Origin of the sequence: Pseudomonas sp. W22_MBD1_FP4 (assembly GCF_052113765.1) — a bacterium.
GTDB lineage: Bacteria > Pseudomonadota > Gammaproteobacteria > Pseudomonadales > Pseudomonadaceae > Aquipseudomonas > Aquipseudomonas sivasensis.
The window spans coordinates 109,601-122,998 of record NZ_JBGQOI010000001.1; the positions used below are offsets into that span (position 1 = coordinate 109,601).

14 protein-coding genes are annotated in these 13,398 nt (G+C 55.1%); 10 read left to right on the forward strand and 4 right to left on the reverse strand.

Translation table 11 applies throughout. The features are described from left to right. Positions 1-52: 52 nt before the first annotated feature. The 8 genes from ACEN2T_RS00635 (at position 53) to ACEN2T_RS00670 (ending at position 7,762) form a co-directional block, all read left to right on the forward strand. Positions 53-475 (forward strand): hypothetical protein, encoded by a 423-nt coding sequence (locus ACEN2T_RS00635; protein ID WP_427584143.1) that lies wholly within the window; start codon positions 53-55, stop codon positions 473-475. Positions 476-530: 55 nt separating this feature from the next. Further along, complete coding sequence (locus ACEN2T_RS00640) at positions 531-1,124, forward strand: tail assembly protein (protein WP_427584142.1); 594 nt, start codon at positions 531-533, stop codon at positions 1,122-1,124. A 59-nt stretch (positions 1,125-1,183) separates the two neighbouring features. Further along, positions 1,184-4,780 carry a host specificity protein J gene (locus ACEN2T_RS00645; RefSeq protein WP_442116096.1) on the forward strand — a complete coding sequence of 1,199 codons (3,597 nt, stop codon included), beginning with the start codon at positions 1,184-1,186 and terminating at the stop codon, positions 4,778-4,780. Between the two features lie 334 nt (positions 4,781-5,114). Next, on the forward strand, positions 5,115-5,813 hold the full coding sequence (locus ACEN2T_RS00650) for a hypothetical protein (RefSeq protein WP_442116097.1): 699 nt from the start codon (positions 5,115-5,117) through the stop codon (positions 5,811-5,813). Between the two features lie 79 nt (positions 5,814-5,892). Then, entirely contained in the window at positions 5,893-6,375 is a 483-nt protein-coding gene (locus ACEN2T_RS00655; protein WP_442116098.1) for a hypothetical protein, read from the forward strand. 2 nt (positions 6,376-6,377) lie between these two features. Next, on the forward strand, positions 6,378-6,761 hold the full coding sequence (locus tag ACEN2T_RS00660) for a phage tail protein (protein ID WP_442116099.1): 384 nt from the start codon (positions 6,378-6,380) through the stop codon (positions 6,759-6,761). A gap of 57 nt (positions 6,762-6,818) precedes the next feature. Further along, positions 6,819-7,244, forward strand: a complete 426-nt coding sequence (locus ACEN2T_RS00665) for a cell wall hydrolase (RefSeq protein ID WP_442116100.1) — start codon at positions 6,819-6,821, stop codon at positions 7,242-7,244. After that, positions 7,244-7,762 carry a lysis protein gene (locus ACEN2T_RS00670; RefSeq protein ID WP_442116101.1) on the forward strand — a complete coding sequence of 173 codons (519 nt, stop codon included), beginning with the start codon at positions 7,244-7,246 and terminating at the stop codon, positions 7,760-7,762. Before ACEN2T_RS00665 ends, ACEN2T_RS00670 begins: the two co-directional genes overlap by 1 nt. A 30-nt stretch (positions 7,763-7,792) precedes the next feature. Here ACEN2T_RS00670 and ACEN2T_RS00675 read toward each other — a convergent pair whose 3' ends face one another. From ACEN2T_RS00675 to ACEN2T_RS00685, 3 genes are all read right to left on the reverse strand, one after another. Continuing rightward, a complete protein-coding gene (locus ACEN2T_RS00675; protein ID WP_442116102.1) occupies positions 7,793-8,302 on the reverse strand; it encodes a GAF domain-containing protein in 510 nt (169 codons plus the stop codon). Between the two features lie 86 nt (positions 8,303-8,388). Continuing rightward, entirely contained in the window at positions 8,389-10,014 is a 1,626-nt protein-coding gene (locus ACEN2T_RS00680; RefSeq protein WP_442116277.1) for a methyl-accepting chemotaxis protein, read from the reverse strand. A 375-nt stretch (positions 10,015-10,389) separates the two neighbouring features. Further along, positions 10,390-11,112 (reverse strand): SOS response-associated peptidase family protein, encoded by a 723-nt coding sequence (locus ACEN2T_RS00685; protein WP_442116103.1) that lies wholly within the window; start codon positions 11,110-11,112, stop codon positions 10,390-10,392. A gap of 101 nt (positions 11,113-11,213) precedes the next feature. Here ACEN2T_RS00685 and ACEN2T_RS00690 point away from each other — a divergent pair, with 101 nt between their 5' ends. Together ACEN2T_RS00690 and umuC are read left to right on the forward strand one after the other, a co-directional pair. Next, positions 11,214-11,639 carry a LexA family protein gene (locus ACEN2T_RS00690; protein WP_032891241.1) on the forward strand — a complete coding sequence of 142 codons (426 nt, stop codon included), beginning with the start codon at positions 11,214-11,216 and terminating at the stop codon, positions 11,637-11,639. Beyond that, positions 11,632-12,906 carry a translesion error-prone DNA polymerase V subunit UmuC gene (umuC, locus tag ACEN2T_RS00695; protein ID WP_442116104.1) on the forward strand — a complete coding sequence of 425 codons (1,275 nt, stop codon included), beginning with the start codon at positions 11,632-11,634 and terminating at the stop codon, positions 12,904-12,906. The genes ACEN2T_RS00690 and umuC overlap by 8 nt, the downstream gene beginning before the upstream one ends. A gap of 3 nt (positions 12,907-12,909) precedes the next feature. On the opposite strand, the gene ACEN2T_RS00700 is transcribed toward umuC, so the two are convergent. Continuing rightward, a complete protein-coding gene (locus ACEN2T_RS00700) occupies positions 12,910-13,119 on the reverse strand; it encodes a hypothetical protein (RefSeq protein WP_095184905.1) in 210 nt (69 codons plus the stop codon). Positions 13,120-13,398 lie beyond the last annotated feature (279 nt).

A 13,398-nucleotide genomic window follows, 5' to 3' on the forward strand; every position in this document is an offset into this window, starting at 1 on the left:
TTTGCATCTCCCCCTCAGTGCTACAGTCCCGCCAAACCAAAGAGGGAACGACATGCGGATTTTGATAGCTGCGGTAGCTGTGGTGATGTTGGCGGGGTGTGCCTCGTCGGCGATCTCGGTGCGGGATGCAGAGCCGGTACCGTCCGACGAGCTTTACGCCTTCCAATCCAAGCCAGCCGGTGAAAGCGGAAAGATCACAGTTGTCCGTGATTCGGGAGCCGTCGGCTCTGGCTGCGACATTGTCGTATACGTCGACGGTCGAAGAGCTGCAAAAATAGGTACCGGGCAGCGCGCTACCTTTTACTTGCCGCCCGGATCGCCAAATCTAGGTGCTGGTCTGGCGGGCTCAGGCTTGTGCGCAGGCGCTGCGATACGCACCATCGCAGCGACGGTGCAGCCTGGCAAAGAAAGCCTCTACCGTATCAGCGGCGACATGGCCGGGTTCTACATTGGTCCCTATGTCGATTACAACTGAACCAAGAAATCTTTGAAGCCGCCTCCGGGCGGCTTTTTATTGTCCGGAGAAAGTGATGCAGGCATCGGCGATCAACTACCAACCTATGACAACGATTCGCCTTCACGGGCAACTTCGTCAGTTCGGTAAGTCCTACAGGCTCGCGGTAAAATCGCCGGCCGAGGCAATCAAGGCACTATGCGTGCAGATCCCTGGGTTCGAGCGGTTTTTGTCTAACGCCAAGTCGCGTGGGCTTGAGTTCGCGGTGTTTCGTGACAAGCGCAACATTGGTGAAAAGGAGCTGAACTATAGCGGTGCTGGCGATATCCGGATTGCCCCCGTGGTGGTAGGCAGCAAGCGCAGTGGCATTCTCCAAACTATCGTCGGCGCTATCCTGATTGTTGTGGGTGTGATCTTTTCGGCAACCCCTTTCGGCACTCCGCTCATTGGGGCGGGCATTGGCCTTGTCGCCGGCGGTGTTATCCAGATGCTCAGTCCCCAGGCCGGCGGACTGAAGACCAGCGCCGCGCCAGAGAACACGCCTGGCTACGCCTTCGGCAGCGCTAAGAACACTACGGCCTCCGGTAACCCGGTACCGCTTTGCATTGGCGAGCGCCGGTGGGGCGGCGCGATTATCAGCGCTGAGATCTACGCAGAAGATCGCATGTAACTGTCACTTGCAGCACCACAGCCGCCCATCAGGCGGTTTTTTATTGCCTGGAGAAAAGCATGGGCGCAGCACACAAAATCGACGTTTATGGCGCTAAGGGCGGATCGGATAAGCCCAAAACACCTACTGAAGTGCCGGATAGTCTGCGCTCTGTCGCTATGGCAAAGATGCTGATCGCCGTAGGCGAGGGAGAGTTCGAAGGCACACCTACTGCGCGCGATATCTTCCTCGATAACACCCCGCTTCAAGACCCCCAAGGCAACATGAACTTCCCGAACGTTAAATGGGAGTGGCGCACCGGGGCGGTAAACCAAACCTATATCCAAGGCATCCCGTCGATCGCGAACGAAACAACGATCGGTACGGAGTTGCGCAGTGGCACGCCATGGGTTCGAGCCATCACCAACACTCAGCTTTCTGCTGTGCGCGTGCGCTTTGCCTGGCCGGCACTTCAGTCGATCGACTCGGGCGGAAACATCAACGGGTACACGATTGGCTACAAGGTCGAGTTGGCAACTGACGGCGGTGCCTACCAGGAAGTGCTGAATGAGGCCGTGTCCGGAAAGACTACAAGCGTTTACGAGCGTACGCGCCGCATCGATTTGCCGAGGGCGAGTTCAGGTTGGCTACTGCGGATGACTCGTCTGACCGCGAACCAGAACAACAACAAAATCTCCGACACCATGCAGATTGCCGGCTTCACCGAGGTAATCGACGCGAAGATTCGCTACCCGAACACCGCGCTGCTCTTCATTGAGTTTTCTGCTGAGCAGTTCCGAAGCATTCCGGCCGTAACCGTATTCAGCAAAGCTCGAAAATGGCAGGTTCCGAGCAACTACGACCCTGCGACCCGGACTTACACGGGTATATGGGATGGCACCTTCAAAGAGGCGTATACCAACAACCCGACATGGGCGACGCTCGGTATCACCACGAACGACCGTTTCGGCCTTGGCCGTCGTATCAAGCCGTGGATGGTGGATAAGTGGGAGCTCTACCGGATATCGCAGTACTGCGACCAGCTGGTGCCGGACGGAAAGGGCGGCCAAGAGCCTCGCTTCATCTGCAACTTGAACCTGCAGAGCAAGGCCGATGCCTGGTCTCTGCTGCGTGATATCTCGGCGATTTACAGGGGCATGACCTACTGGGCCCAAGGTCAAGTCTTCACTCTTTCGGATATGCCGCGCGCTACCGACTTCGACTTTGCCTACACCCGGGCGAACGTCATCGACGGCAAGTTCACCTATTCGAGCGCATCGGAGCGCACGCGCTACAGCCGGGCGCTGATTAGCTACGACAACCCGCTCAATAACTATGACACCGACGTAACACCGGTGACCGATCCGAAGCTGCAGCGGCGCTACGGCGACAATCCGCTGGAGATCAGCGCCATTGGTTGCACCCGAGAGTCGGAGGCCCAGCGCCGGGGTAAGTGGGCGCTCCTCACCAACTCCAAAGATCGGGCCGTCACTTTCAAGGTCGGGCTTGATGGACGGATCCCGTTCCCGGGCTACGTGATTCCGGTTGCTGACGAACTGCTGGCGGGGCGCCCTGTGGGCGGGCGCATCTCAGCGGTGAATGGCAAGGTCATCACCCTGGATCGCGACACCCAGGCCAAGCCTGGCGATCGATTGATCCTCAACCTGCCCGACGGCAAGTGCGAGGGCCGCACCGTGCAACTGGTCAGCGGCCGGCAGGTCACCGTCACGGTGGCTTACTCCGTTACGCCAGAGCGCGAACTGGTGTGGGCGCTGGATGCTGACGACCTGGCTATCCCGCTTTATCGCGTGGTCAGCGTGGCGCGGCCAGAGCCGGGCGTGTTTGAAATTTCGGCCGTTCAGTACGATCCGAGCAAGTTCGATCACATCGACACCGGGGCCCGGTTGGAAGAGCGGCCAATCAGCGTTGTGCCGATCACTGTCGTTCCGGCGCCGGCGAGCGTCACCATCACGTCGAACTACTCGGTGGACCAGGGCCTGGCGATCAGCACCATGAACATCTCGTGGCCAGCTGTGGCTGGCGCGGTCGCGTATGAAGTGGAGTGGCGTAAGGACAGCGGTAACTGGATCAAGCTGCAGCGCACGGGCGCGACAAGTGTGGATGTCACCGGCATTTACTCGGGCGCCTATCTGGCCCGGGTGCGATCCGTAAGTGCCTTTGAGATCTCATCGATCTGGAAGAGCTCCGACCTGACCAACCTGGAAGGGAAGGTCGGCCTGCCGCCGGCGGTGGCGTTCCTGCGCACCACCAGCTTGGTCTATGGCATTGGGATTCAGTGGGGCTTCCAACCTGGCTCGGAGGACACTCAGCGGACAGAGCTCTGGTACAGCCAGTCGGCTGACCTGACTACCGCGATGAAGTTGAGCGACTTCAGCTACCCGCAAGCCGCTCACGAGATGCACAGCCTCCTGGCAGGGGCGAGCCTATATTTCTGGGCCCGCCTCGTGGATCGCACCGGTAACGTGGGGCCTTTCTGGCCTATCCCTGGGGCTGTGAATGGTCGGGCCAGTTCCGACCAGGCCGAATACGACAAGTACTTCGCTGAGAAGATCGGCAAGGGGGCGCTGTACCAGAGCTTGCGTGAGGAGATCGACCTTATTACTGGTGATGGCCCTGGGTCGGTCAATGATCGACTTGAGAAGGCCAAGCAGGAACTGGAAGATCTGATATCTGAAGTGGTCGACGCGCTGGAATACGTGCCGAGCAAAACTTATGTAAAGGGCGACATGGTTCGCGTGGGTCAGCAGCTATTCCAAGCGACCACCGCGGTCCCAGTCAATACGACGCCGCCGAACGCAAACTACTGGTTCAACCTAGGCACCATCGCCGAAACAAATGCAGCTATGGCCTTGGAGATCAGCAAGAACAAGACCGCTATCGAAGACGTCGACGGGAAAGTCACTGCGACCGCCGAGCGCCTGGAAGGTGTCTATGCGCTGGTGAAATCCGAATCAGCAGGTTCGGAGGAGGGGAGCGCCGGTGACAGCACTTCGTCCGCTGGCGCTTGGTCGCTTATGTCTGCAATTGCTGAGCGGGACTTTGCCCAGTCACAGCGCACAGACATCGTCGAAGCAAAAGTTCGAGATAACGCGGCCAGCATCACGACCGTGCAGAACACCGTGGCCACTGATAAGGCAGCGACTGCTGAGGAAATCAGAACCCTCAAGACCACAGCCGGCAATAACTCTGCGGCAATTCAGGTGGTCAGCAGGGCCCAGGCGACCACTGACGGGAAGGTTTCGTCGATGGTGACTTTCAAGGCGGAGACAATAACTGGCGGGAAAAAAGTCGCCTCGGGGTTTGCGTTCGGGTCGGATGGAGAGCAGGCGGAGTTCCTCATATTCGCGCAGCGGTTCGCTGTGGTCGATGAAGTGAGCGGTCAGTTGGTGCCGATGTTCGTGGTGCAGAACAACCAGGTAGTCCTCAATCAAGCAATTATCAGCAAGGCCTTCATCCAAGAAATCATTCTGGGTATGAATCTCAGATCTGAAGCGGTCGATTCGAAAGGCCGACCTCTGTTGGAGATCAACGTCAAGGCCGGGACATTCACGCTGCGTAGTGCTGGCACTGGCGGATCCTCTCTTCTCAACAACGATGGTCTCGCGGTTTACGACGGTAGTGACGTGCGCCGCACCATGGTCGGGAGGCTTTCGTAATGGATGAGTTTGGAATGGCGACCTGGAGCGCAACCGGCGCTCCAGAGTTGAACGCAGCTTCACTTACAATGAGGGTCGTATACAGCGCTGTTATTTCGCCTTCAACTTGGGGTACCGCTAAGTTCATTGATATAGCCATTGCTGGGATCACGCCTCAGAACGCAGCAGCATTTCCGACCCCTGTCGGGCCTGTCGACGCTGCGAATTCAGCTCAGGTCGAGCCCGAAGTTCTAAACGGCGTAGTAAGAGTTTGGAAAACTATCCGAGGTGACCCCTACGGTAACTCCTCAAGAACTGGTGTCCAGCAAAGACTGGTAGTAGTGAGGTTTAAGTGATGGCTGAAACTTACGGTTTACTATTCACGGCAGGAGATGATAATCGTGTTGTCATTGACTCCGAGTTTTTTCGAATGTCTACGGTTTATAAGGGGCGCTACGCTCCAAATGAATCAGACGGTTATTCATCCTCTACTATGTTTCCTGCCCCAATAACGACCCAGGAGCAGCCGCTGGTTTTTATTCGACCAGATAGCGCCAATGGCGTTATCGGTATGAGTAACTTGGAGATTTACGGAAGCCCAGGAAATTGGACTGGGTTCAGGGTAAGGCGCTATGACAGATACACCATACAGCCTTCGGGTAGATGGTTTGTTGCTAATTTTGTCGCTCAGCCCACGGCCATATACGGCGGTCGAATTTGGAATGCTGAGAAAGCGTTGATATATGACTCTGGATCTCCCGCTGCTCTTTTTGTTCGGTCCAGCAACTCATGGACTTATACCGGTGCTGGACAGACAGGTCAGGGGCTTTCGGTTACATATTTTAGTGCGCCATTTAATATGCAGGAGGATGAATATTTCCTAATAAATAATTTCATAATGGCCGCAGTTGCCGGAAGTTCTGGTTCAGGGGCAAGGCAAATCGGAGCTATGTGGGATTACCCGTCAAGACTTTTAAAGATTGCGCTTGTCGCGAACGCTGGTAATACGGTTTTTACCGGTATAACTGTGATGATCGCCAAAATTATTCAATAGGTATTCTATGGCTAGGCAAGAAATTATTCTCGGTACTCCACCACAGGGCATTGGTGGTGATCCACCTCGCACTGCGAGCATGAAGATTAATGCAATGACACTGGAGTTGTTTGCATCCCTCGGCGCTGAAGGTGGTTCGCTTCCAGTAGTTTTGCCAGTGGCCAAAGGGGGCACGGGGCGAAGCTCACTTGGCAACGCAGTGACGGCAGACCTCGTTACCAGCAAAACTGATACGACGGCGGGAAGGGTTGTGACTGTGGGGTATAGCGGCCTTGGGGCTACTTCAAATGGATATGATCCTGATTTGAACCTGATCGCATCCACCAGGATGTTTTTTTGGGGGGTGGGGCAAACAGCGAACATCCCGAGTAGCTCAGACTATGGCGAAGGGATCGCCTTTTTGGGTTCCGATGCCTCATCTATGTCGATGATTCTCGTCAGTCACGACTCTGACCGCACATGGATCCGACGAAAGCGTGCAAATATCTGGCAGCCATATGTCCAGATTTACACAACGGCAAACACAACCCGTGCTGCTGACGGCACCCTGAAGGCGGTCTGACCATGGCAAGAGCAGCAATCAACATCCTTGGCGCAACGGGCGCCACCTATGACTTTGTAACCCAGGGCGATACCGCTGTTACATCGGCGAGATTGTCGAAGGGTGTTTATCAGATTGTCGGCTGCCTCGGCATGGTTCCTTTCCCGCCGGTAGACGACGGCTGGGGCTACACGGTCAACCAGATCGACTCACGAGCAGACGTTGAAATCGAGTTTGCCGACGGGCTGCTAACTGTGGCAGTGACCAAGGACGGCGTCCCTTACGATCTGAAACACATGATAACCCTGCACATCCTTGTCCTAGATGCGGCGCCGTCACCACCGCCAACAATTCAGGCTTCTACCGATATCGTCGAGCAAGCCCCGGCGGAAGAAGCTGAGATCTAAAGCCTGCCTGAACACCCCGCCCGCCTTGAGCGGGTTTTTTATTGCCTGGAGAAAAGTATGACCACTTCCGAAAAAGACCGGGACATCCTGGCTCGCACGTTGTGGGGCGAGGCCCGCGGCGAAGGGCCAGACGGCCAAGTCGCCGTGGCCTGGACCATCCGCAACCGCGTGCTCGACGGCAAGGACAATTCTTGGTGGGGGGAGGGCTACGCGGGCGTATGTCTGAAGCCTTGGCAGTTCAGCTGCTGGAACCAGAACGACCCGAACTATGCCTACCTCAGCGGCGCCAAACCGATCCCGGCTGCGCAGTTCGCACAGGCACAGCGTGCTGCTGATCAAGTTATGTCTGGCTCGGTACCGGATCCAACTGGCGGCGCCACGCACTACTACGCAACCACGATGCCCAAGGCGCCGGTCTGGGCGGCGAAGGCCAAGCAGACGCTGCGCCTCGGGCACCACCTCTTCTTCAAGGATGTGCCGTGATGACGCCCGTGCAGAAGCTGGCCGGGCTGGTGCTGCTGATCCTGGTGCTAATGGCCAGCGCCGCCGGCGTCACCTGGCAGGTCCAGGACTGGCGAATGGGCAAGAAACTCGCCGAGCAGGCAGGCTTGCACAAGGATGACCTGGCGGCGATCAGTAATGCCGCGGCCGCCCAGGCCAGAACGCAGCAGGACAAGCGCCTAGCCACGGAGCGCCAGCTCGCTAGCCAGGACCAACTACACACGAAGGAATTATCCGATGCCCAACGTGATCAGGCTCGCATGCGCGATCGCCTTGCCACTGCTGATGTCCGGCTGTCAGTCCTCCTCGAGGATCCACCCAGTGGCTGCGACGTGCCTTCCGCCCCCGGCGCCTTCAGCGTGGTTCATGCAACCCGTCGAGCCCAACTTGACCAAGCGCATGCTCAAAGAATTATCGCCATAACCGATGAAGGTGATAATGGGTTGATAGCATTACGAGCATGCCAAGATTACGTCCGAGCTATAAACCAATCTCATTGAAGTTGAATAGTTCGCATGAGATAAGCCGTGTTATTCGGACTCATTCAGCAGCGGGTTAGTGAAAAAAACGCACCCTATCAACGTTGCAAATAAAGCTAAAGTTTCTTCCAAGTCCGGATCTTCAAATAGTATCGAGCGCGAATCTAGGGCGCATAGAGCACCATATAGCTTACCATCGGGAAGGAAGATAGGAACACCAGCATAACTTTCTATCGCATACCGTTTAACCACTGCACGACTGGAGTATCTGCCGTCTTCGCTGATTTTAGGAATAAATAGTGCCTTAGGGTCTCTCCTGAGCTCGCTGCAGAGCGTGATTTCCAGCTCTAGCGTGTCACCAGCCTCTATCCCCATATGCAACGGGTCGTGAGCTGAGCAGACCACCCAGTCTGTTTCGGTGAACTTCGCGATCCCAGCAAATCGCATTCCCGTAAGGCGTGTTACGAGTTTTAAAATGCTGGAGATCGCCTCAATTTCAGCTAAAGCTGATCGTTCATCTAAACTCAGCATAGAGTGCAAGGTGACTTCAGGGCTAACCATATTCCACCTATGCTGTGTTTAGCTGGGCGTGCCGTATTGGCTTATGAGAGATTGGGCAAAAAAGCTAGAGTTGGCTGACCCATTTCCTATGTTCTGAATCGAAGAACTAAATCGTTTAGGTTGACGGCCAGACGAGAAAGTTCGTTGCTGGCTGTAAGCGTTTGCCGAGTGCCTTCACTGCTCTGCACTGCAAGGTCGCGGATGCTTATCAGGCTGCGATCGACATCCCGCGCCACGTGAGCCTGTTCCTCAGAAGCGGTTGCAATCTGGATATTCCTATCGTTAATTTCGAGCACGGAATCAATGATTTGACGCAGCGACTGGCCCGCCTGTTCCGCAGTATCTCGCGTGCTATAAACCTCGGATGTGCTTTTTTTCATTGATTCGACCGCGGCAGATGAGCCTGCTTGAATCGTGGATATCATCTGTTCAATTTCTTGCGTCGATGTTTGCGTTCGGTGCGCCAGCGCTCGAACTTCATCTGCGACTACTGCGAAACCGCGACCCTGTTCTCCTGCACGAGCCGCTTCAATTGCGGCGTTCAAAGCTAGCAAGTTGGTTTGCTCAGCAATCGCCCTAATCACACTCAGAACTTTGCTAATGTCTTGCGCTTGGCCTGCAAGTTCTCTTACCTGATCTGATGACTCTTCAACCAAACCCGTCAAGCCACGCATCGCCGTCAAGGTTTCAGTGACTTTTTGATTGCCGAGATCTGCAGCCATGCTCGACTGCATCGCTGCTTCAGACGTGGAGTTGGCGTTTCGTGCAACCTCTTCAACCGCCGCACTCATTTCAGTTACTGCGGTAGCAGCTTGCTCTATCTCACTGTTCTGCTGCTGAAGTGTGCGATCAGCGCTTTCAGTGATCGACGTCATTTCGACGGCAGCAGTGCTCAGTTGGGATGAAGCTCCCGAGATTTCTAGAATTGTGTGTCGCAAATTTTTCTGCATCAGATTCAATGCATGCATCAAGCGCGAAGCTTCATCTGAACCTGTTACTTCAAGATCATGAGTAAGGTCGCCAGCAGCGATATTCTCCGCCAATTTTAGTGATGAGCTGATTGGAATAGTGATGCTATTAGTGAACAAAATCGCCAGCGCTATAGTTAAGATAAATGCCACGATTAGCACCGCTATCAAAACTTTGACGCTATGGTTATATACGTCGGTCGCGTCGACCCCAGATACCTCGGCTTGGCGTGTATTTTGGTCTCGCAGAAGCGTCAACTGCTCTTGATAGGTGTTGGCTCTATTTGCCTGCTCTGTGTTGGCAAAAATGACAGCCTGATCATGTTCGGATGAATCTAAAGCGATTACTTTTTTGAGACCTTCGATGTACGCATGCATAGCCTGGTTAGCCTTCGCGAACTGGATTTCGTCCTGCTCACCAGACATTAAGTGTGCACGATAAAAATCAGTTTTTACCTGAAGTGTCTGCATAGATTCTTCGACCTTTGACAGTGAGAAATCATGCACATCTCTCGTGGTACTTGAGAGCATGCGGATACTTTCAAGGCGGGCGTGAAGGAGGGCGATCTGGATGTCGTCAATGACTTGGATACTTGGGAGGGAGTTTTGCTCAATGTCCTGCTCTGTAGCACGCAGCCGATCAATTTGAAGATAAGAGAAGCCTGCCAAGCTGATTAGCAGGAATGTGATTAGGCCAAAACAGACGAAGGCTCTTCGCGCGATACTTAAGGATCTCAATTTCATATAGGCCTCCGAAGGCCGGATTTGGTGGCGTGGCATTTCCACGTCATTTTGCTGATCACGAACAAAGGCAGCCTTTTCATGCGGCACAGTGAATTCCATTTACAGCTTGCAGGCTTAAGGCAGAAACGAGGAACGCAAAAGAATGCATTGGAGTGATAGAGGCGCTAAATAATTGCGCGCTAAGTAAATTCGTGTGCACTGTGTCCGCTGAATTTGGCCCGTTTTGGTAGCGCCACGTCCGGGACGTGCCATGCTATCTGCGAGCGATTACAGGCAGAACGCACAGCAGAACTCTCCGATATCATTGGATATGGACAGGGCACAATGGATAAGCGGCTTGCAGGCATTTCATTCCTGCTCACCCTCGGCTGGGTCTCAGCCGTCGTGTTCGTCATGTGGTTTTTCAGTTGATGGATACGGCTCGATAAGCTCCGATCCCTGGTTCCTGACATTGCCAACAGCCCTCCCAACCTGAAACCACTCAAACTCTTCGGTCGGCTGACAGAACTCTTTCGCGATTTCCTCTGCGCGTGCCGGTGAAAGATCTGGATCAAGCCATTCATTGGCGTGTTTCGGGGCAAGTACCAGTGGCCGACGGTCATGTATGTCCACCATGCCTTGGTCACTGGCAGCAGTGATGATGACGAAGCCGTCGCCCTCATGCGGTTCAAGGCCAGGGTTTACTTGGGCCAAGGCTCCAAAGAACATCGGCTTTCTGCTTTTCAGTCGGATGAAGTAGGGCTGTTTCTTTTTCGGGTCGTCCGGGTCTTTAACCCATTCATACCAGCCTTCGCTGGGTACAATCGCGCGGCCAGTTGGCCAAAGCTGTTTGAAGAACTTGCCAGTGGTCACGGTTTCGACCCGAGCATTTATCGGATCAGGGCGCTTTCCTTTCGCCCAGAACGGCGCCCACCCCCATTGCACAGCGTCAATGTGCAACCCATCCTCTTTGCTGTGCAGCAGATGCACACGCGTCGTGGACGCCACGTTAAACCGATTGATCGGCTGTGCATCGTAGCCACTGAACAATTCGATCTGAGGGCTCAATTCCTCTATGTAGATCGCCATTCCCTCGTACTGCACGAATCGACCGCACATAGATACGCCTCCGCCTGTCGAAATCCCCCATAGAGAAATTGACCGCAAGCCGCTTACAAAGTTAACTGTATATTCGTACAGTATCCGCATAAGGCACCGCCATGAGCTTCAACATCCTGGGTCCAATAGCTGAAGGAGGCGCAAAACTGCCTCTTTGCTCGTTTCATGTACCGGCTGGTTTTCCATCGCCTGCGGCCGATCACATTGAGCAGCATATTTCTCTGGATGAAGTGCTTAACATCAGGGCGCCCCATGTTTACCTGGTGATGATCACAGGTGAGAGCATGCAGGGCGCTGGGATATTCGAGGGTGATCTGGCGGTGGTGGATCGCTCAATTGAGCCTGCGCACGGCCACATAGTAGTGGCGCTCCTAAACAACGACCCCATGTGCAAGCGCCTCTGCAAGCGCGGAAAGGAAGTGATCTTACTGTCCGAAAACCCTAAGTACCCGGCGCGCTATGTGTTGGAAGGCGACGAGCTATCGATCTGGGGTGTGATCACGAGCACAGTCCGCAGCCATGTCTAACTCGCCAGTCTTCGCCCTGATCGACTGCAACAGTTTCTATGCCAGTTGCGAGCGTGTGTTCCGTCCAGATCTCGCCAAAACGCCGATTGTCGTGCTGAGCAATAACGACGGCTGCGTTATTGCTCGAAGCTACGACGCCAAGCCCTTCATCAAGATGGGCGAGCCGTATTTCCAGATCAAGCACAAGCTCAGGCAACACGGAATCATCCCGTTTTCCTCGAACTATGCGCTCTACGGCGATATGAGCGAGCGCGTGATGACGCTTATTGAATCGATGGTGCCCGCCGTCGAGATCTACAGCATCGACGAAGCATTCGCCGACCTCACAGGAATTGGCGGGCTCGACGCTCTCGGCCGGCAGATCCGCGCCCAGGTGCTGCGGTGCACCGGTATCCCCGTCGGCGTGGGAATCGCGAACACCAAGACGCTCGCAAAGCTTGCAAACCACACCGCCAAGCGGCTACAAGCGCAGACGGGCGGTGTGGTGAACATTACCGATCCGATTAAGCGGGACTGGGTGCTGCGCAATACCGATGTAGCCGAGGTCTGGGGTGTTGGCCGAAAAATGAAGCTCCATCTGGACGCTCTAGGCATCAAGTCCGCGATGGACTTGGCCAGGTCCGACCCCTGGACGCTCCGCAAGAAATTCAGCGTGGTGATCGAGAAGACCGCGCGGGAACTGGCAGGCACCTCTTGCCTCGAATTGGATGAGCCCGACCCACCCAAGCAGGAAATTTGCTGCAGCCGCATGTTTGGAAAGCGCCTTACCGAGCTTGCGCCGATCAAAGAGGCGGTGGCCACCTACATGATGCGAGCCTCGGAAAAGCTCCGGGCACAGAGCTCGCTCTGCAAGAAAGTCCGGGTCTGCATCCGCACCGGCATGTTCAATCCGGACGAGGCGAAGTACGCGAACGGGGTTGTGGTGGACATGCCTTATCCAACCGACGATGTGCGATTACTCACCAAGGCGGCGGTTGATGCGCTCGACCATATCTACCGTCCAGGCTTCAACTACAGCAAGGCCGAGGTGATGTTGCTCAATCTGTGCCAGCAAGGTGAATACACGGATGATCTATTCGCGGTGTCTCAGCCCACCGAGGCGACCAGAGTGATGACCGTACTGGACCAGATCAATGGCAGGTGGGGAAGGGGAACGCTACGGTCTGCCAGCGTGCCTACGAACCCCGATTGGGGCATGCGGCGCGAGATGATGAGCCAGAGCTACACCACCAAGCTGGACCAGCTCTGGTCAGTGGCCTGCAAGTAGCGATCACTCCGGTGCCATGAGAACTGCGAGCGTCAATTTGATGAACTCTTCGTTGTCGTCGATGGTGTGCAGCGCTCCTCGGATATTTTCTGCGACCTCGGCGGAGCCACGCTGCTCAACCCAGTTCGATAGCTCCATGATGGAGGCTTCAAGGGCTAATTGGTTTTCGTATAGCTTCGAGAGCAGGGAGGGGAGTAGATCTGAGTTTGGCATCGGCGTTCCTCTGTTGGAGTCAACAGCGTAGCAGCAGGTGTTTAGTAACCAGCTCCAAAGTTATGATTGTTCGCTCTCGGCCAGAATCGGTCGCACACTATTTAAAAAAACCTGGGCGATTCAGGTTCCCCCTGCATTTTGAATGCAAGCGCTCGGGGTTGGTTACTGCAATTGAATTACTGCAAGATTAGAGGGGCATCTGGCTAGCAACGTTGATTCCGCCTTGACTTTAGAGTAACGAAGTCCGAGGTAAAGGCGGCAAAAATTGGGCATGTCACT